The organism is Microtetraspora malaysiensis, from assembly GCF_050947145.1.
GTDB lineage: Bacteria > Actinomycetota > Actinomycetes > Streptosporangiales > Streptosporangiaceae > Microtetraspora_A > Microtetraspora_A malaysiensis.
In genome coordinates this window covers 3,358,141-3,376,279 of the sequence record NZ_CP191998.1, presented here as the reverse complement: position 1 = coordinate 3,376,279, position 18,139 = coordinate 3,358,141, and the positions used below count along the sequence as shown (strand labels likewise).

The 18,139-nt window shown below is 70.6% G+C and carries 17 protein-coding genes; 9 read left to right on the top strand and 8 right to left on the bottom strand.

Going from position 1 to position 18,139, the window contains the following annotated elements; translation table 11 throughout:
- Window positions 1-36 precede the first annotated feature (36 nt).
- Entirely contained in the window at window positions 37-834 is a 798-nt protein-coding gene (locus ACQP1V_RS16000; RefSeq protein ID WP_433423541.1) for a peptidoglycan recognition protein family protein, read from the bottom strand.
- A gap of 334 nt (window positions 835-1,168) precedes the next feature.
- On the opposite strand from ACQP1V_RS16000, the gene ACQP1V_RS15995 reads away from it, so the two are divergent.
- Window positions 1,169-1,957 (top strand): hypothetical protein, encoded by a 789-nt coding sequence (locus ACQP1V_RS15995; RefSeq protein ID WP_433423539.1) that lies wholly within the window; start codon window positions 1,169-1,171, stop codon window positions 1,955-1,957.
- Window positions 1,958-1,990: 33 nt separating this feature from the next.
- Here ACQP1V_RS15995 and ACQP1V_RS15990 read toward each other — a convergent pair whose 3' ends face one another.
- From ACQP1V_RS15990 to ACQP1V_RS15980, 3 genes are all read right to left on the bottom strand, one after another.
- A complete protein-coding gene (locus ACQP1V_RS15990; protein WP_433423537.1) occupies window positions 1,991-2,536 on the bottom strand; it encodes a YceI family protein in 546 nt (181 codons plus the stop codon).
- 84 nt (window positions 2,537-2,620) lie between these two features.
- Window positions 2,621-3,556: an RNA polymerase sigma factor SigJ gene (gene sigJ, locus ACQP1V_RS15985; protein WP_433423534.1), complete on the bottom strand. Its 936-nt coding sequence runs from the start codon at window positions 3,554-3,556 to the stop codon at window positions 2,621-2,623.
- A gap of 125 nt (window positions 3,557-3,681) precedes the next feature.
- The gene (locus tag ACQP1V_RS15980; protein ID WP_433423531.1) at window positions 3,682-4,614 is read right to left on the bottom strand and encodes an RNA polymerase sigma-70 factor; all 933 of its coding nucleotides are present in this window, start codon (window positions 4,612-4,614) and stop codon (window positions 3,682-3,684) included.
- A gap of 199 nt (window positions 4,615-4,813) precedes the next feature.
- On the opposite strand from ACQP1V_RS15980, the gene ACQP1V_RS15975 reads away from it, so the two are divergent.
- From ACQP1V_RS15975 to ACQP1V_RS15965, 3 genes are all read left to right on the top strand, one after another.
- The gene (locus tag ACQP1V_RS15975; protein WP_387411238.1) at window positions 4,814-5,299 is read left to right on the top strand and encodes a carboxymuconolactone decarboxylase family protein; all 486 of its coding nucleotides are present in this window, start codon (window positions 4,814-4,816) and stop codon (window positions 5,297-5,299) included.
- A 104-nt stretch (window positions 5,300-5,403) separates the two neighbouring features.
- Window positions 5,404-5,826, top strand: coding sequence for a VOC family protein (locus tag ACQP1V_RS15970; protein ID WP_433423529.1), 423 nt, complete (start codon window positions 5,404-5,406; stop codon window positions 5,824-5,826).
- Window positions 5,827-5,987: 161 nt separating this feature from the next.
- Window positions 5,988-7,154, top strand: coding sequence for a DUF5925 domain-containing protein (locus ACQP1V_RS15965; protein ID WP_433423526.1), 1,167 nt, complete (start codon window positions 5,988-5,990; stop codon window positions 7,152-7,154).
- 88 nt (window positions 7,155-7,242) lie between these two features.
- Here the strand turns inward: ACQP1V_RS15965 and ACQP1V_RS15960 are convergent, their stop codons facing one another.
- A complete protein-coding gene (locus ACQP1V_RS15960) occupies window positions 7,243-7,581 on the bottom strand; it encodes a hypothetical protein (protein WP_433423524.1) in 339 nt (112 codons plus the stop codon).
- A gap of 238 nt (window positions 7,582-7,819) precedes the next feature.
- Between ACQP1V_RS15960 and ACQP1V_RS15955 the strand changes: the two genes are divergently transcribed.
- From ACQP1V_RS15955 to ACQP1V_RS15945, 3 genes are read left to right on the top strand one after another with little or no spacing between them, the layout of a single operon-like run.
- Window positions 7,820-9,010 carry a C39 family peptidase gene (locus tag ACQP1V_RS15955; RefSeq protein ID WP_433423521.1) on the top strand — a complete coding sequence of 397 codons (1,191 nt, stop codon included), beginning with the start codon at window positions 7,820-7,822 and terminating at the stop codon, window positions 9,008-9,010.
- Window positions 9,007-10,878 carry a prolyl oligopeptidase family serine peptidase gene (locus ACQP1V_RS15950; protein ID WP_387411234.1) on the top strand — a complete coding sequence of 624 codons (1,872 nt, stop codon included), beginning with the start codon at window positions 9,007-9,009 and terminating at the stop codon, window positions 10,876-10,878. Before ACQP1V_RS15955 ends, ACQP1V_RS15950 begins: the two co-directional genes overlap by 4 nt.
- Window positions 10,875-12,182, top strand: a complete 1,308-nt coding sequence (locus ACQP1V_RS15945; protein ID WP_433423518.1) for a M20/M25/M40 family metallo-hydrolase — start codon at window positions 10,875-10,877, stop codon at window positions 12,180-12,182. Before ACQP1V_RS15950 ends, ACQP1V_RS15945 begins: the two co-directional genes overlap by 4 nt.
- 463 nt (window positions 12,183-12,645) lie before the next feature.
- Here ACQP1V_RS15945 and ACQP1V_RS15940 read toward each other — a convergent pair whose 3' ends face one another.
- Genes ACQP1V_RS15940 through ACQP1V_RS15930 form a run of 3 tightly spaced genes read right to left on the bottom strand, consistent with a single transcriptional unit; the run spans window position 12,646 to window position 16,143 of the window.
- Complete coding sequence (locus tag ACQP1V_RS15940) at window positions 12,646-13,620, bottom strand: ABC transporter permease (protein WP_387411232.1); 975 nt, start codon at window positions 13,618-13,620, stop codon at window positions 12,646-12,648.
- Entirely contained in the window at window positions 13,613-14,536 is a 924-nt protein-coding gene (locus ACQP1V_RS15935) for an ABC transporter permease (RefSeq protein WP_433225033.1), read from the bottom strand. Before ACQP1V_RS15935 ends, ACQP1V_RS15940 begins: the two co-directional genes overlap by 8 nt.
- A complete protein-coding gene (locus ACQP1V_RS15930) occupies window positions 14,533-16,143 on the bottom strand; it encodes a peptide ABC transporter substrate-binding protein (RefSeq protein ID WP_433423515.1) in 1,611 nt (536 codons plus the stop codon). Before ACQP1V_RS15930 ends, ACQP1V_RS15935 begins: the two co-directional genes overlap by 4 nt.
- 117 nt (window positions 16,144-16,260) lie before the next feature.
- Here ACQP1V_RS15930 and ACQP1V_RS15925 point away from each other — a divergent pair, with 117 nt between their 5' ends.
- Together ACQP1V_RS15925 and ACQP1V_RS15920 are read left to right on the top strand one after the other, a co-directional pair.
- The gene (locus ACQP1V_RS15925; protein ID WP_433423512.1) at window positions 16,261-17,232 is read left to right on the top strand and encodes a response regulator transcription factor; all 972 of its coding nucleotides are present in this window, start codon (window positions 16,261-16,263) and stop codon (window positions 17,230-17,232) included.
- A 78-nt stretch (window positions 17,233-17,310) separates the two neighbouring features.
- Window positions 17,311-18,120, top strand: coding sequence for a DUF4253 domain-containing protein (locus ACQP1V_RS15920; RefSeq protein WP_245658250.1), 810 nt, complete (start codon window positions 17,311-17,313; stop codon window positions 18,118-18,120).
- The last annotated feature ends 19 nt before the right edge of the window (window positions 18,121-18,139 follow it).

Sequence of the window (18,139 nt, the reverse complement as noted above, 5' to 3'; positions counted from 1 at the left end):
CGGGTCCCGGTCTACGAGAAGGTGGGGGCGGGCCGGTCAGGCTCCGGGCGCGGCGGACTCGGAGTGCCCCGCCGGGTCGAAGGCGGCGTTCCAGGTCAGCGGACCGACGATGCCGTCGGGGTCGAGGTGCCGCTCCTTCTGGAACGTGACGCACACGGCCGTGGACTTGGGACCGTAGGCACCGTCGACCTCGATCACGTATCCGAGGCCGGCCATCTGCCGCTGCCAGGCGCGAACGTCCTCACCTCGCATGATGGGCGGATATTTCAGCAGCCGTCCGGGCCACTGCGGGGTGGATCCGGGGTCAGGCGGCTGGCCCCCGCCTCCCGGGCGTGGCGCGCCCTCGCGCACCCAGGCGTAGAGGGCGTCGCCGGGGCAGTCGGTGGAGTAGCCGTCGCGGTGCCCCTTGATCTCCTTGCCCGCGCCGCCCTTGGCACGGAGGTACTCGATCGCGTCGAGGATCGCGTTCAGGAGCCCGTCGGTTGGTGTGACCAGGCCGGAGTTCCCGACCAGGCCGAGCACGGCGTAGTGCCCGGAGTTGAGGCCGGCCCCGTTGGCCGCGGGCAGGTTGTGCGGCCCCCGCCCGACGAACACCTTCCGGTGCGAACAAGCGATCATGGAGTAGCCGAGGTCGATCCATCCGTTGCCGTCCATGTGGAAGTCCTGGATGGACTTCACCATCGCCACGCACTTGGCGTGGTCGGTCACGATGGCGGGATCGACCCTCCCTCCGGTGTAGTGGACCTTCACTCCCCTGGTGGAGGTCAGTCGCGAATAGGAACCCCTGGGCGCGCGGGCGCCCCACGCGGCGCGAGAGACGAGGTCGATGGCCACGGACGTACTCCCGGATGGGCAAGGCGGACGGGGGGCCGCCGGACGCCCCGGCACGGAAAGGTCCGGAATCGGCGGTTCATCCACGCGCTCGACCAGGGAATCCGGCAAAACGACCCTAACCACATCACCAAATAAATAGCATCCTTTTTCGTAATTTTTGCTGGTACGCCAGGTCGCGCGACGGCGAGCCCAGGGGCAGCGCGCCTTGCAGGGGCCTTGCAACACGCCACGTATGCCGTGCTCAAGGAATATGTAACCGGGCGGGGTTTCACTCAGTACACGAGCCCGGAAGGCAAGGGTCACGCCGGGAAGCATCCGCTCTCAGGAGATCACCATGAAGCGCACCGCACTTGGTCTCGCCACCGCCGCGATCACCGGCCTCGGCGTCCTGCCCGCCGTCGTCGCCGCCGCGCCCGCGTCGGCCGCCGACTACGGTTCCGACACCTGCGCTCAGGGCTACGTCTGGCGCGAGGCCCGCCCCTCCGACCACGTCTGCGTCACCCCCGCCGTACGCACGCAGACCGCCCAGGACAACGCCGTCAAGGCCTCCCGCTGGACCAACGGCGCGTACGGCCCGCACACCTGCGTGACCGGCTACGTCTGGCGCGAGGCGTTCTCCGGCGACGACGTCTGCGTCACCCCCGCCGTACGCAACCAGGTGCGGGCCGACAACGCCGACGCGGCCGGCCGCGTCGCCTCGTCGTCCAAGCTGCCCTCGCCGATCGTCGTCAACCGCAAGGTCACCTTCAGCGGAGGGGTCCCGGTGGGCGGTTGGACGTCGCTGACCGTGTACGACAACGGGACGTACCAGTGGTCCGGGCACATGCACGACTCCGGTGCACCCAGCTACAACTTCACCGGCGTCTGCGTCGTCCGTATGTCGTCGGGCTCCGCCTTCGTGTTCGAGACCTTCGGACGGCTCCACGGAACGTTCGACTCCGGCTCCCGTGACCACAACTGGAGCAAGTCGGGCACCATCTCCTCCCTTCCCACGGCCTGGCGCGCGTCGTCGAGCTACCAGGTGAGCTGCAAGAACAGCGTCAAGCTCAACCTCGACGGCACGGTGAAGTCGGCGCTCGAGGCCGTCGGCTACGCCTCCGCGGTCGTCGCGATCGTCGCCTGACGAGCCGCCCCAGGCCTCCGGGGCGGGAACGTGTCAGGACCGCCGGACCACGGTGACGTCGAACTCCAGCGTCACCTTCGGGCCGACCATGACCGTGGTCGCGGCGTTCCAGTTCACGCCCCAGTCGTTGCGGTTGATCGTGGTGCTGCCCGTGAGGCGGACCCGGAAGTCGCCTCGCGGGTCGTTCTCGGTGCCGATCAGCTCGAAGTCCACGGTCACCGGCCTGGTCACTCCGCGCATGGTCAGGTCACCGGTGACCGTGAGGCCGCTCGGGCCGGCCGGCCGCACCGTGGTGGAGATGAAGGTGAGGGCCGGGTGGGCGGCCACGTCCAGGAACGTGCCGCGCAGTTGGTCGTCGCGCTGCCGGTTGTGGGTCTGGATGCTTTCGGCCTGGATGGTGAGCCGGGCGCTGGACTTCGACGGGTCGTCGCCGTCCAGGTGCGCGCCGCCCTCGAACTCCTCGAACCGGCCGCGCACCCGGGTGGCCATCGTGTGCCGGGCGACGAAGCCGATCCGCGAACGGGCGGTGTCGAGGACGTAGTCGCCGGTCAGCTCGGTGAGTGTGGTCATGGTCGACATGCGTGGTCGCTCCTAAAGGGGAGAACAGGTGGGTGATCGTTCAGGTCCGGGCCGGTCACGGTTCGCGCGCGTGAGCAGCACGCGTCAGCACGTCGTCCACGGCCGGAGCTTCTCGGGGTTGCGTACCGCCCAGATGTGCTTGATCCGGTCGCCGGCGATGTCGAACGCCATCACCACCACGGTGACGCCGTCCTGCTGGGCCACCAGACCGGGCTGACCGTTGACCGTGCGCTCCAGAATCGCCAGGCCGGGTGCTTTTTCGGCGATGTCGACCAAGGCGCGCGCGATCTGCTCGTCGCCCTCGACCGGGCGGAGCACGGCGGCGACGAGGCCGCCGCCGTCGCCGACCCCCGTGGCGTCGGGGGCGAGGAGGCCGATGAGGGCCTCGATGTCCTTGGCCTCCCATGCCTCCTTGAAGTCCCTGACGATGCCGGCGCGCCGGGCCGCCGGGGTCGCGGAAGGCTGCGACTCGCGGACGCGACGGCGGGCCGAGGAGGCCAGCTGGCGGCAGGCCGCCGGAGTACGGCCGACGATCTCGGCCACTTCGGCGAAGGGGTAGCGGAAGACGTCGTGCAGGATGAACGCGACGCGTTCGGCCGGGGTCATCGATTCGAGCACGACGAGGAAGGCCATGTTGACCGACTCGTCGAGCGTGATCCGGTCGGCCGGGTCGGCCGTGGCGCCGTCCGGCCGCCCGCTGATCCACTCCGTACGGTCGGGCAGCGGCTCCGGGATCCATTCGCCCACGTAGCGTTCGCGCCGGGCCCGGGCCGAGCCGAGCACGTCGAGGCAGATGCGGCCGGCGACCTTCGTCAACCAGGCGCCGGGGGATTCAATGGCCTCCTGCCGTTCCCGGGACATGGCGTACCAGCGGGCGTAGGTCTCCTGGACGACGTCCTCGGCGTCGGCCAGGGAGCCGAGGAGCCGGTACGCGAGATTGATCAGCTGGCGCCGCTCGCTCATGATCGCGTTCAGGCCCGGATCGAGCCGGCTGTCTCCCGGCTCGGACGAAGTGGTCATGATGTCCCCGGCTTTCCTTTTTCCTTGTCACATCCGCTCTCACCAGTAGGACGAGACAACACCTCGGAATGTCAGGCCGGCGAGTGGCGGCTCACGCTGGCGACGGCCGGCCAGGCTCCGCGCGCTCAGCGGAACAGGGCCGTCTCCCGCTCCATACGCGACAGCTTCCCGGGGTTGCGCACGGCGTAGAGACCGGTGATGAGACCGTCGTCGATACGCACCGCCATGACGGTGTCGACCTCGCCGCCTCGCCGGAGGACCAGAGCCGGATAGCCGTTGACCTGCGCCGGCCGCAGCGCCGCGGCGCCGAACCTGCTCAGCCCGGCGGCCAGGGAGGCCACCCTGCCGGCCCCCACGATGGGCGCCGGCGCGGCCTGCACGACTCCGCCGCCGTCGCCCAGGAAGACCACGTCCGGCGCCATGATGTCGAGCAGGCGTTGCAGATCGCCCGTTTCGATCGCTCGTTGGAACGCCTTGAGCGCGTCTTGGGTCTCGGCCGGGGAAACGACCCCGCGTGGTCGGCGCGCGGCGACGTGGGCCCGGGCCCGGTGGGCGATCTGGCGGACCGCCGCCGGGCTCTTGCCGACGGCTTCGGCGATCTCGTCGTACTCCACGGCGAACACCTCACGCAGCACGAACACGGCCCGCTCGGTCGGCGCGAGCGTCTCCAGCACCAGCAGCATCGCCATCGAGACGCTGTCGGCCAACTCGGCGTCCTCGGCCACGTCGGGCGTGGTCAACAACGGCTCGGGCAACCAGGGGCCGACGTAGGACTCCCTGCGACGGCGGAGCGTACGCAGCCGGCCCAGCGCCTGGCGTGTGGTGATCCGGACCAGGTACGCGCGCTGATCCCGCACCGCGTCGAGATCGACGCCCGCCCACCGCAGCCAGGTCTCCTGCAGGACGTCCTCCGCGTCGGCGGCCGAGCCGAGCATCTCGTAGGCGACGGTGAACAGCAGCTGGCGGTGGGCGACGAACGCCTCGGTGGCGGAGTCCACGCGGCCGCCGCGAGCGGGCGGCTCGATCGGTTCCGTTGCCCGCTCGCCGTGCTCGCTCATTGCGCGCTCCTGCCTGTTCGCTCTCGACCATGCCATAAGGACAAGACACCGGTCCCCACCGCTTTGTGACAACCGCGACCGGTGGCGTACATCACATGACCGTGCTGTCACAGGGGTCGGGGCGGCGGCATCTTCATGGTCGTCAGGACGCCGCGCGAACGATTCGCGCGACGCGAACCCCCGTAGCGAGGACGAAGCCATGGAACCCCGGATGAACCTGATGACCAACGAGCTCGGCGCCAAGATCGGCAAGCGGTTCTACAACGTCAGCCTGGCGATCGAGCAGTCGTCGCTGCCCAAGGCCACCCAGGACCTGGTCATGCTGCGCGCCAGCCAGATCAACGGCTGCGGTTGGTGCGTCGACGTCCACACCAAGGAGGCCGCGGCCGCCGGGGAGGCCGCGGTCCGGCTCAACCTGGTCGCCGCCTGGCGCGAGTCCACCGTGTTCACCGAGGCCGAGCAGGCCGCGCTCGCGCTCGCCGAGGAGGGCACCCGGCTCGCCGACGCCCACCACGGCGTGTCCGACGAGACCTGGGCCCAGGTGCGCAAGCACTACGACGACGACCAGATCGCCGCGCTGGTCTACCTGGTCGCCATGATCAACGCGGCCAACCGGCTCGGCGTGATCGTGCGCACCAAGGGGGGCTCCTACGAGCCCGGCATGTTCGCCGGCCTGTCGAGCTGATCGTAGACGAGCCCCGGCCCGGCCCGGGATCATTCGACCCGGGCCGGGCCCGCGCCCGTCCGGGCGCGGGCCCGGCCCTCCGGCGACGAGGAGAAGGAGCAGCGATGTCCGAAGAGACGATCTCCAGCAGGGGGTACGGCCCGGACCACGTGTCGGGTCTCGGCTACGGCCTGCACCATGTCCAGCTCGCGATCGGGCGGGGAGACGAGGAGGCCTGCCGCGCCTTCTACGTCGGGATCCTCGGCATGATCGAGATCCCCAAGCCGCCGGCGCTCGCCGCACGTGGCGGCCTGTGGGTGCGGGCCGACTCCCTGGAGATCCATCTGGGTGTCGAGCAGGGCTTCCGCCCGGCCCGCAAGGCCCACCCCGGCATCCTCGTCACCGACCTGGACGGCCTGGCCGCCCGGCTGGAGCGGCACGGCGTCGAGGTGACCTGGGACGACGACTTCCCCGGCCACCGGCGTTTCTACGCCCACGACACCGTCGGCAACCGGCTGGAGTTCCTCCAGCGGATCCCGTCCGCCTGACGCGGCACCCGTCGTCCCGCCGCCTCTCGCTCACCCTCCGAACGCGATTGACGACGAATCGGAACGAAGTCGTGGGCCTGCCGTACGGGAAACGCGCATTTCATCGACGGACAGTGCTAAATCCGTCGACAGGCCGACATGGCACCGGAATCATGGCAGGCATGTCCATCGTGAAGGAGGTCGACTTCCCCTCCCGACCAGAACCCCGCGAGCCGCTTCCGATGAACGTGTGGCTCGACGACGGCGACAGCCCCGCCGACGTGATCGACGCGCTCGCCCTGTCGCCGTTCGCCACGGGGACGCAGCCGTGGTCGCGCAGCACCACCGTGGACCGGGTCCGGCTGGAGCCCCCGACGGTCCCCCAAGGCGGGCGGGTGCTCCGGGTCGCCCAGGACAGCGACGGTCACGAGTCACGCCTGATCTCCGGCGAGGGGTGGACCCTGCGCGTGGTCCGCTACATCAGCAGGTCGGCCACCTTCACCGTGACGGCCACGAGCGAGGAGCTGGCCCGCTCGGTCCTCGACGAGGCGACCAAGGGCGCGGAGGAGGAGGTCGCCAAGGACGAGGACCACGTCGCGATGGGCTTCGTGTGGCTGTCCGATCACGGCATGCGCCGCTCCGCCAAGCCGATCACCACCGCTCCCTGGGACGGGATCAGGCACAACTATCCGCGCGCGGCCAAGGACCGGCTCGGCCGGCTCATGGCGATCCGGCCGCCGGACGTGAACGGCCGGCTGCTCCTGCTGCACGGCCCGCCGGGCACCGGCAAGACCACCCTGCTGCGCACGCTCGCCCGCGAGTGGGCGAGCTGGTGCCAGGTGGACTGCGTCCTCGACCCGGAGCGGCTGTTCAACAGCCCGGGATACCTCATGGATGTGGCGGTCGGCTTCGACTGCCCCGACGACGACGAGGAGCCCCGCTGGCGGATGCTCGTCCTGGAGGACTGCGACGAGCTGATCCGCGCGGAGGCGAAGCAGTCCACCGGCCAGGGGCTGTCCCGGCTGCTGAACCTGACCGACGGCCTGCTGGGGCAGGGGCGGGACGTCCTGGTCGCGATCACCACGAACGAGGACCTCAACCAGCTGCACCCCGCCGTGGTGCGGCCCGGCCGCTGTCTGGCCCAGATCGAGATCGGACGGCTGGCCCCGGACGAGGCCGTGGCCTGGCTCAACACGTCGGCGGACCGCTCCGGCGGCTCGGCCGCGCCGAACGGCGGGGCCGCGGGCGTCGGCCCCGACGGCGCCACGCTCGCGGAACTGTTCGCGCTGCGCGAGGGGCACAGGCTCACCGCGCCCGAGACGACCGCCTCGACCGGCCTGTATCTCTGAGGACGGCCGAATCCGAGGCTCCGAGCCCCCGCCGCCACTTGCGGCGCGGGCTCGGGGGCCCGGAGGCGGAGGCGGAGCGCCCGGTGGGTCAGTTCCAGAAGACGGCGACCGCGGTGGCGAGGGCGGCCAGGGTGCCGACGCCGTAGAACGCCCACGGCGGCCTGACGCGCGTACCCGCGACCGCCACCAGGGCGATGGCCAGGGCGAGTCCCGCTTTGACGGCCATCTTCGGGCCGGAGACGGACATGTCCATCGTCGTACGGATCCAGATGAGCAGGGCGCCCGTGACGAACTGGGCGACGGCGGCGATCACGACGGGGGCCCCGACAACCATCGTCCGGAGCCGCATCTCACGGAGGAAGCCCCCGAGGAGGGCGGAGAAACCGACGAAGTGGAGAAAGACCAGGACGAGTCGCAACGTTTCCATGCAGACACCCCCCGTTGACGGCCTCACCTCAGGTGTCCGCATGAGCGGTGCCATACGCGTCCGCCTGCGAAAGGCCCTCGACGTACAGTAATGAGGGTACTACGCCCCGTTTTTGTGATGTTCGCCGGTTTTCGCCGCTCGGTGTCGCGCCGCACCGCAGAGCCGCTGTTACGTACTGGTAAACCAATACGTAAACCATCCGATGTGCCGCTTACGGTCGGAAACCACAATCGGCAAGGTGGTCACCCCGTCTCCGGCACGCGTGAGCAGCGTCGTCCTCCATCGGTGGTCCTTCGAGGGCCAGGAGAGCGGCGTGGCCTCCTACCTCGATGTGTTCGGCCCCTCCGGGATCCGCAACGACGACGCCGACGGCGGCACGAGCTGGCCGTACATCCGGTGGACCTCCGAGGAGCGGGAGATCGGCTTCCCGGCGACCCAGCTGGTGCCGTCCTGGACGGCGAACACCCCGCCCGGCTCCTGGCTGCAGGTGGAGCTCCGGGCGCGCACCGCGACCGGCGCCCACACCAAGTGGTACTGCATGGGCCGCTGGGCCGAGGGCGACGCCGACATCCACCGCACCTCGCTCCCCGGGCAGGGCGACCAGGACGGGGACGTCGCGGTGGACACGTTCGTCGCGGCCCGGCCGGTCGTCGCGTACCAGGTCCGTGTCACTCTCTACGGCGCGGGCGGCCGGGTGCGGTCGGTCAACGTGATGGCCTCGGCGGTGCCGCCCGGAGGCCCGGCGAGCGCGGGCCGCGGCCCGGCCCCGGCCCTGACGAACGGGGCGCACCCGGACACGGTCTCCCCGCCGAGGACGGCGAGCGTCGAGCTGAACGTGCCGCGCCACTCGCAGATGACGCACCCGGGGCACCACCCGGAGTGGGACGGCGGCGGCGAGTCGTGGTGCAGCCCCGCCTCCTTCACCATGGTGCTCGGCTACTGGGAGCGCGGCCCCGCGCCGGACGAGCTCGCCTGGGTCTCCTCCGACGACCCGTGCCCGTCCGTGGACCACGCCGCGCGCGACATGTACGACCACAGCTACCAGGGCACGGGCAACTGGCCCTTCGGGGTGGCCTACGCGGGACGCTACGGTCTCGAGGGCTTCGTGACGCGGCTACGCTCGGTGTCAGAGCTGGAACTGTTCGTCCGGGCGGGCATCCCCGTGATCACATCACAGTCGTTCAAGGAGCACGAGCTGCCCGGTTCCGGGTACTCGACCAGCGGCCACATCATGGTCGTCGTCGGCGTCACGCCGACGGGCGACGTGATAGCCAACGATCCGGCGGCGCCCTCGGACGAGGCCGTACGCCGGGTTTATCCGCGCGAGGCGTTCGAGAACGTCTGGCTGCGCGGCTCCAGCAGCGGGGGGATCGTGCATGTGGTCCACCCGCCGGACGTCCCACTCCCTCTCTCCGAAGGAAACTGGTGAGCCGAACCGAACCGGTGAGCATCAGCGCCGTCGACGTGGCGCGGGTGGACGATCGACCGCTGTGGGTGGAGATCTGCGGCGACGAGGTCTGGTGGGACGAGCCGCGCCCGCAGGAGGGCGGCCGCCGCTGTGTCGTGCGCCGCCGCGCCGACGGGAGCGTGGAGGATGTGCTCCCGCCGGGATGGAATGCCCGCAACCGGGTGATCGAGTACGGCGGGCGGTCCTGGCGGTCCCACCAGGGGGCGCTGGTGTTCACGAACTGGGCCGACCAGCGGCTCTACCGCTGCGCTCCCGGCGGCGAACCCGTCCCGCTCACCCCCGAGGGCCCGGCGCGGTACGGCGACCTCGTGATCCACGGCGACGAGGTGCTGTGCGTACGGGAGATCGGCCGCGAGCGGGCGATCGTGGCGGTGCCCCTCGACGGCGGCCCCCTGCGCGTCCTCGTCGAGGCCCACCACTTCGTGATGAACCCGCGCGTCTCCCCGGACGGCCGGCACATCGCCTGGATCGGCTGGAACCATCCGGACATGCCGTGGGACGCCACCGAGCTGTGCGTCGCCCCGCTCGACGGGGCGGAGCCGTACCGGGTGGTCGCGGGCGGCGCGGTCGCCCAGGCCGAGTGGCGGGACGCCGGCAGCCTGTACGCCGTCACCGACACGACCGGCTGGTGGAACATCCACCTCGTCCCGCTCGACGGTGACCCGGCGACCGCACGGAACCTCACGCCGCTGCCCATGGAGTTCGGCGACGCCGTGTGGAAGCTCGGCCAGACGTTCTTCGCGGTCTCCGGCGACTCCATCGTCACCATGTACGGCACGGCCGACCTGCGGCGGCTGGGCGTGATCGACGAGAGCGGCGCCCCGCCGCGGGAGATCGGCGGCGACGCCACCTACTGGTCGCCGACCCTGGCCGCCGACGCCACCCACGTCGTCGGCGTCGCCGCCTCGCCGTACCGGCCGTACGAGGTGGTGCGGATCGAGCTGGCCACCGGGAAGCGGGAGACGCTGTCCCCGCCCAAGCGACTCCCCCCGGCCGAGCTGCTGCCGACGCCCGAGCCGGTCATGATCGACGGCGTCCACGCCCACCTTTACGCGCCGCTGCGCCCGCCGTCGGCGGAGGGGGCGCCGCCGTACGTGGTGTTCGTGCACGGCGGGCCGACGAGCGCCGCCGCGCCGATCCTGGACCTGGAGGTCGCCTACTTCACCAGCCGGGGCATCGGCGTGGCCGAGGTCAACTACGGCGGCTCCACCGGGTACGGCCGGGCCTACCGCGAACGGCTGCGGCACAACTGGGGCGTCGTGGACGTCCAGGACTGCGAGACCGTGGCGCGCCGGCTGCTGGCCGACGGCACGGCGGGCAAGGTCGCGATCAGGGGCGGCAGCGCGGGCGGCTGGACCTCGCTCGCGGCGCTGGTCCACAGCGACGTCTTCTGCGGGGCGGCCGCCCACTACGCGATCGGGGACCCGGAGAGCTGGGCGGCGGAGACGCACGACTTCGAGTCGCGCTACCTCGACGGGCTGATCGGCCCCCTTCCCGAGACCCGGCAGCGCTACCTCGACCGTTCCCCCGCTCTGCACGCCGAGCGGGCATCCGGCCCGGCACTGCTCATGCACGGCCTGGAGGACGCCATCGTCGATCCGTCCCAGGCGGAGCGGTTCGCCGCCGAACTGGAGCGACACGGCGGGACCTGGGCGTACCTCGCCTTCCCGGGGGAACAACACGGATGGCGACGTGAGGAGACGATCGTCGCGGTTCTGGAAGCCGAGCTCGCCTTCTACGGCCTGATCTTCGGCTTCCCGACGCCTGAGGTCCCGCCGCTCGTGCTGCGGGGCCCATCCGTGACGTTCACTCCAGGAGACTCCGCATGACCGTGACGACCGAGGTCGCCGACATCTGCTCCACCCTGATCAGGATCGACACCACCAACCCCGGTTCCGGCGAGCGCAAGGCCGCCGAATACGTCGCGGGCCTGCTGGACGAGGTCGGCATCGAGCCGACGGTGGTGGAGTCCGCGCCGCAGCGCACCAACGTGCTGGCCCGCATCCCCGGCGACGGCACCGATCCGGACGCCCTGCTGATCCACGGCCATCTCGACGTCGTCCCGGCCGACCCGTCGGAGTGGCGGCTGCACCCGTTCTCGGGCGAGGTGGAGGACGGGTGCGTCCACGGCCGCGGCGCGGTCGACATGAAGGGCACCCTGTCCATGACCCTCACCGCGGTGCGCGAGTGGGCCCGGCGCGGGGTGCGGCCCCGGCGCGACATCGTGCTCGCCTTCGTCGCCGACGAGGAGGCCACCGGCGAGTACGGTGCGGGCTACGTCGTGGACAACCACCGGGACTGGTTCGCCGGCTGCACGGAGGCGATCAGCGAGTCGGGCGGCTTCAGCTGGCACGAGGGCGACACCCGGATCTACCCGGTGGCGGTGGGCGAGCGCGGCACCGCCTGGATGCGCCTCACCGCCAAGGGCGTCGCCGGGCACGGGTCCAAGCCCGCGGCCGACAACCCGGTCGTGGAGCTGTCCCGCGCGCTGGTGCGGATCGCCGACCACCGCTGGCCGGTACGGGTCACGCCCGCGGTGGCGGCGCTCGTCGAGGGGCTCTCCCGCGCGCTCGGCACGACGATCGACCTCGACCGGCTGGACGAGGAGATCGAGCGGCTGCCGCAGGCGTCCATGCTGTTCAAGGGCGTGCTGCGCAACTCGGCCAACCCGACCATGCTCGACGCGGGGTACAAGGTCAACGTCATCCCGGGCACGGCGCAGGCCCACGTGGACGGGCGCTTCCTCCCCGGGTACCGCGACGAGTTCCTGGAGACCATCGACCGGCTGCTCGGCCCGAAGGTCACCCGCGAGTTCGTCAGCATGGGCGAGGCGGTCTCCGCGCCGGCCGAGGGCCTGTTCGACCAGCTCCGCGGCGCCCTGCTGGCCGAGGACCCGACCGGCCACCCGGTGCCGTATGTGATGACCGGCGGCACGGACGCGAAGGCGTTCGCCCAGCTCGGGATCCGCGGGTACGGCTTCGCGCCGCTGCTCCTTCCCCCTGACCTGAACTACTTCGGCATGTTCCACGGGGTTGACGAGCGGGTCCCGGTGGAGGGACTGGAGTTCGGCGTCCGCGTCCTTGACCGGCTGCTGCTCGCGGAGACGGAGCCCCCGGCGACCACCGAGCACTGATCGAATACGAGCGCTCCGCGGAGGTGAGGCACTCCTCCGCGGAAGTGGCCTGCTCCACGCGAACAGCTTCGTGGCATCTCGAGGCCTTCCAATCGAAGAGCCCTTGTCACTCGCTGCTTTCCTGTCCGGCTGCGGCGCTCTCCTGGGTGCCCCTTCGAGCCACGGCCGCCAATGGATGCTGATCCCCGGCTACCCGCTCGGCCAGGGACCCTCGCCGCGATGGGCAGGACCGCCCAGTCGGACCAGATACGCGAGGCCACCCTGGCCTCCATGGCCGCGGCGCTTGGAGAGAGCCACCCAACATCGTGGCGCTGCAGGCGTGGCGGCGAATCAACCGGGATCTGGAGCCGCAGCCGATCCGGAACAGGTGAGCCGCAGCAGGGCGGCCCGTCCAGGGTTCCGACGTGGGCCGAGCCACGCCGGAACCGACGCCCGTGGCCCCACTCCTTGTCAAGAGATTCAGCTATCGCAGCTTGGGGTCGAGGGCGTCTCGTACGACGTCGCCGAGCATCAGGAAGCTCAGCACGGTGGCGGTCAGGAACAGCGCCGGGAAGACCAGCAGGTGCGGATGGTCGGCGAAGAACGTCTGGGCGACGTTGAGCTGCAGGCCCCATGACACGTCGGGGTACTGCAGGCCGACGCCGAGGTAGTCGAGCGTCGCCTCACCGGCGATCACGTTGCCGACGTTCAGCATGGCGACGACGAACACCGGCGCGATGGAGTTCGGGAGGATGTGCCGGAACATGATCCGCCGGTCGCCGGCGCCGAGCATGCGGGCGGCGGCCACGAAGTCCGTGTCCTTCACCGCGATCACCTGGCCGCGCATCAGGCGCGTCATCGTCGTCCAGCCGAGCAGGACGAGGACCAGCGTCATGGCCCACATCCCGTGGCCGGGGAAGGCCACCAGGACGACGGTCGCGCCGAGGACGAACGGGATGCCGAAGAAAACGTCGGTGATCCGGGCGATCAGCGCGTCGAGTACGCCTCCGTAGTAGCCGCCGACCAGCCCGAGGAGGATCGCGATGATCAGCGCGAACGCGGTCACGGCGACGCCGATCACGATGGACGCCCGCGTGCCGTGGACGATCTGCGACCAGTAGTCGCAGCCCTGCAGGTCATAGCCGAAGACCGCGCCGCTGCCGGGTCCCTTCTTGGACATCCGGAGGTTGCAGTTCTCGTTCGGGCCCATCGCGGCGAACACGTCCGGGAAGGCGGCCATCACCCCGGCCAGCGCGAGGACGGCCGCCGAGAACCAGAAGACGACCCGCCCGCGCAGTTCCAGCCAGGCGTCGTGCCACAACGACCGCCCGGAAGGACCGGTCTCGGGTACGGCGTCCGCGAGAACGGCCGAGCCGGAAGAGGTCCCGGTGTCCGGCGACTCCGCCGGGAGGACGGGCTTCGGGCGGCCTTTCGGCTGTCCGGGATGCAGGTCAGGCACGGCGGATCCTCGGGTCGAGCACACCGTAGAGGAGGTCCACGACCAGGTTGGCGACGATGAAGATCATGACGAGGAGGGTGACCACGCCGACGACGACGGGCCCCTCCTGGAGCTGGATGGACTGGAACACCTGCTGGCCGATGCCGGGCAGGTTGAAGATGCCCTCGGTGACCACCGCGCCGGCCATCAGGTTGCCGAAGTCGATGCCGAGGTAGGTGACCACCGGGATCAGCGAGTTGCGCAGGGCGTGCAGCCCGACGATCCGGCGCCGCCGCAGGCCCTTGGCCGTGGCCGTGCGGACGTAGTCGGCGCGCAGGTTCTCCACCAGCGAGGTCCGGGTGAGCCGGGCGACGTAGGCGAGCCCGAACGAGCCGAGGACCATGCCGGGCAGCAGGTAGCTGACCGGCCACCCCTCGTCCGTGCCCGCCGTCGGGAACAGCCCGAGGTTGAGGCCGAGCAGGATCTGCGCGGTGTACCCGACCACGAAGACCGGGACCGCGATGACGAACGTGGTTCCCGCGAGAACGGCCGTGTCGGCGATGCCGCCGCGGCGCAGGCCCGCGACGATGCCGAGGCCGACGCCCACGACCAGTTCGAAGATCCAGGCGGTGACCGCGAGCTGCGCGGTCACCGCCCACCGGTCCCCGAGCAGCTCGCTCACCGATTGCCCGGTGAAGGTCTCGCCGAGATTCCCCTGGAACACCCCGAGCATGTAGTAGCCGTACTGCACGAGCAGCGGGTCGTTCAGGTGGTAGTGCTCGCGCATGACGTTGAGCACCTGCTCGGGCACCGGCTTGTCGCCGGCCAGCGCGAGTATCGGGTCTCCTGGCAGCGCGAACACCATCGTGTAGATGAGGAAGGTGGTGATCACGAAGACCGGGATGGCCTGGATCAGGCGCTGGACGGCGTATCTCACTTGTTCTTGACCGTGATCGTCTGGAGGTTGTTGCTGTATGCCGTGAGCTGGACGTCACCGAGCCTGGCGGAGTAGCCCGACTGGTCCTGCCAGTTCCACAGCGGGATCAGCGGCATCTCGGCGAGCGCGAGGTCCTCGGCCTTCTGGTAGAGCGGAAGGCTCGCCTCGATGCTCGGCGCCTCGTTCGCCTGCTTGATGAGGTCGTTGAACTCCTTGCTCTCCCAGCCCATCTTGTTGCCCTCGCCCCACATGAACTCGAGGTAGTTCTGCGGGCTCGGGTAGTCCATGACCCAGTTCTGCCGGTACGGCCCGTCTTCCTTGTGCTCCCGCAGGGTCGTCAGGTAGTCGGATGCCGGGATCTTGCGGAACTTGATGTCCTGGATGCCGAGGTTCTGCTTGAGCTGGTTGGCGACCGCGGTCATCCACTGCTCGTAGCTGGGGTCGGCGTTGGAGAAGTACAGGTTGAGCGTGCCGCTGAACCCGCCGGCCTGGTCGAAGAGCTGCTTGGCCTTCGCCGGGTCGTACGTGCAGGTCTCGCCGCAGGCGTCCTCCCGGTAGCCGGGCACGAGCGGGGCGACCAGCGACGCCATCGGCTTGAACGTGCCGTTGTAGACGGCCTCGACGATCGCCTGCCGGTCGATCGCCATCGAGATCGCCTTGTGCAGGTCGGCGTTGGCGAACCGCTTGTCGAACATCGGGAAGCCGAGGTAGTCCATCGTGCCGCCGGCCGTCGCCACGAAGCGGTCGCCGAGCAGCTTCTTCGCCTCCGGCGCGCTGGCCGGGGGGATCGTCGTCAGCAGGTCCACCTTGCCGGCCCGCAGGTCGGTGTACGCGGTGTCCCGGCTGGCGTAGATCTTGAACTCGACGCCGTCCGACTGGGCCTTGCGGTCGCCCGCGTAGTCGGGCGACTTCTTGACGGCGATCTTCTGGTTGTGCTCCCAGGTCCCGTCGAGCATGAACGGGCCGTTGCCGATCGGCGCCTGGTCGTACGCCTTGAGGTCCTTGAACGCGGCCTTCGGCATCGGCACGAACGCGATGTAGGCCAGCGTGATCGGGAACTGGCTGAACGGGCCGGTGAGCGTGACCTTGAGGGTGTTGGGGTCGACGACCTGCAGCCCGGACATCTTGTCCGCCTTGGGCTCGCCCTCCTCTGGGTTCAGCGCGTCGTAGCCCTCGATGTTGGCGAAGTAGTAGTTGTTGGTCCAGCCGTTCGGGCCGTAGGCGGCCGCGTTCCACGCGTCCGCGAAGCTCTCGGCGGTGACCGGCTCGCCGTTGCTGAACTTCTGGCCCTGCTTGATCTTGATGGTCCAGACCTTCTGGTCATCACTGGTCACCGACTCGGCGGCGCGCATCTGCGGCTTGCCGTCGGCGTCGATATATACCGGGGTGTCGAAGATGGCGTCGAGCACCGCAATGGAATAGCTGCTCGACGTGTTGCCCGGCGTCAGGTGGTCGGGCTCGGTGAGCGCGACCGAGAACACGCTCGGTCCCTGCGCGTCCCCGCCCTGCTTGTCCTGCCCTCCGCCTGAGCCGCCGCATCCGCTGACCCCGCCGAGGATGACCGCCGCCACCGCGAGTGCGGCGGTTCGTCTTCTGCTGAGCGTCACGTGATCCTCCGCCTCTACTGTTGCGGTGAGGGTAAAGAGCGGTTCAAGTGCTTACATCGGATGGTTTACGTATTCCTTGCCAAAAGGATCTCGGGCAGGCTTACCCTGGAGGACCCCATGGATCTGATCAGCCTGAGCGCGCGCCACCTCCACGCGATCGCCGAACTGGGCTTTCGAGTGGCCCAGGACGGGGCGCACGGCGCGATGACGGCGCTGCGCCAGGTGATCCCGGTGGAGGCCTACGAGTTCGTCGCCTTCGACCCGGCGACCGGACGACACCGGTCGCTGGTGTCCGCCGGGTACGCCCGCGTGGACGCCGACGCCGCCGAGGAGTACACCAGCCTCGCCCCCTATCGGCAGGCCATGTCGCTGAAGGAGCCGCTGGTCATGGGCTCCCCTGGCACCGAGCGATACTTCCGCCGCCATCTGGAGCCGTACGGCTGGCGGGCCGGCATCACCACGCCGCTGTTCCTGTCCGAGGGCCGCTACACCGGGCTGCTGCACCTCCACTCGCGGGACGACTTCCCGCCGGAGGCGGCGCCGGTGATCTCCGCGGTCTCCCCCGCGCTGGCCCACGTCACCGACCTCACCCGCTGCGTCATCGACCCGCTCGGGCTGCCGTCCGGCTACCAGGCGCTGGCGTACGAGCGCGGCGGGCGGTGCCGTACGGTGGCGGGCTGGCCGCCGTCGGAGGCGCTGCGCGCCGAGCCCGCGATGGCCGGGCTCGCCCGCGAGTTCATCGACTCGCGCGAGCTGTCCCGGCGCGGACTGTGGCTGGACAGCGCCGGCCAGTGGCGCGAGATGCGCATCCACCGGGCCGGCGTCGGCCTCCACGGCTCCATCCAGGGGGCGGTGATCGCCGAGCGCCCCTGCACCCTGCCGTACGAGCTGACGGCGCGCGAGCTGGAGGTGCTCACCCGGGTGGCCCGGGGCGACTCCAACCCGCAGATCGCGGCCGCCCTCGTCCTCAGCGTCCGCACGGTCACCACCCACCTGGAGCACGTCTTCGCCAAGCTCGGGTGCGACAGCCGTACCCGCCTGACCACCAAGGCCCTCGCCGAGGGGCTCTGCCGCCTCGACCTCCCCTGACGGGCGCCGGGGAGCCCGCGCGAAAACTCCGGCGAACTCCCCGGGTGCCTCCGACAGCGATTCTGAGATCCTGTGGGGGTGGCGATCAGAACGGACGACGGTGAACATTTGGGGCTGCTGTTCCCGGACGGCGGAGACGGGCGCGCGCTCCCGGACGACCTCCCTCCGGGGTCCCTGGTGTGGCCGGACCCCGAGTACGACCGGCTCCGGACCCACCGCCGCCCCTCGTTCTGGCTCAGCGACTCTCCTGTCCCCGCCTCGCTGTGGAGCCGGCTGCGGGCCGAGCATCCGCGATCCGGCCTCTGGCCGGTGCTCCTGGAGGACTCCGTACAGCCCTGGTCGGCCGGACAGATCGCGCCGGAGCCGGTGTCGGAGATCGACAACTACGGGGCGGGCGCCTTCATGGCGGAGGTCTGGCGGGACCTGCTGGCCGGGGGCGTGGCGGACCTCGCCCCTTATGGGGAGGAGTGTCCCGGTCTGGCGGAGCCCGGCGGCCTGGTCGCCGACCCCGACGTGGTGGCCGACTGGTACGCCCGGATCGTGGCGGGTCGCCGCACGCCGCTCGGGCTGGCCGCGGTCGACCGGGGCGCCGACGTCCTGGCGGTGATGGGCTGGCAGGGCGCCGTGCACCACAACGAGTGGAGCGTCCCCCTCGCCGCCGTGGTGCGGAGCTGGGAGGAGCGCTTCGGCGTACGGGTGATCGGCATGGGGTTCAACACGCTCGACCTCAGCGTCGCCGCGCCACCGGCCACGCCGGAGCACGCGCTCCACGTCGCGGCGGAGCACTGGACCTTCTGCCCGGACAGCATCCTGCAGGGGCCGGGCACGCTCGCCGACTACGCGGAGCAGATCCAGGGCAAGAACGCCTGGTCGTTCTGGTGGGACTGACCGCCGCCGCGCCCCCGGC

Bases quoted from the DNA above. Each gene is read 5' to 3' on its own strand.
- ACQP1V_RS15995 (WP_433423539.1), top strand. From the start codon at position 1,169: ATGAAGCGCACCGCACTTGGTCTCGCCACCGCCGCGATCACCGGCCTC.
- ACQP1V_RS15990 (WP_433423537.1), bottom strand. From the start codon at position 2,536: ATGTCGACCATGACCACACTCACCGAGCTGACCGGCGACTACGTCCTC.
- sigJ (WP_433423534.1), bottom strand. From the start codon at position 3,556: ATGACCACTTCGTCCGAGCCGGGAGACAGCCGGCTCGATCCGGGCCTG.
- ACQP1V_RS15980 (WP_433423531.1), bottom strand. From the start codon at position 4,614: ATGAGCGAGCACGGCGAGCGGGCAACGGAACCGATCGAGCCGCCCGCT.
- ACQP1V_RS15975 (WP_387411238.1), top strand. From the start codon at position 4,814: ATGGAACCCCGGATGAACCTGATGACCAACGAGCTCGGCGCCAAGATC.
- ACQP1V_RS15970 (WP_433423529.1), top strand. From the start codon at position 5,404: ATGTCCGAAGAGACGATCTCCAGCAGGGGGTACGGCCCGGACCACGTG.
- ACQP1V_RS15965 (WP_433423526.1), top strand. From the start codon at position 5,988: ATGTCCATCGTGAAGGAGGTCGACTTCCCCTCCCGACCAGAACCCCGC.
- ACQP1V_RS15960 (WP_433423524.1), bottom strand. From the start codon at position 7,581: ATGGAAACGTTGCGACTCGTCCTGGTCTTTCTCCACTTCGTCGGTTTC.
- ACQP1V_RS15945 (WP_433423518.1), top strand. From the start codon at position 10,875: ATGACCGTGACGACCGAGGTCGCCGACATCTGCTCCACCCTGATCAGG.
- ACQP1V_RS15925 (WP_433423512.1), top strand. From the start codon at position 16,261: ATGGATCTGATCAGCCTGAGCGCGCGCCACCTCCACGCGATCGCCGAA.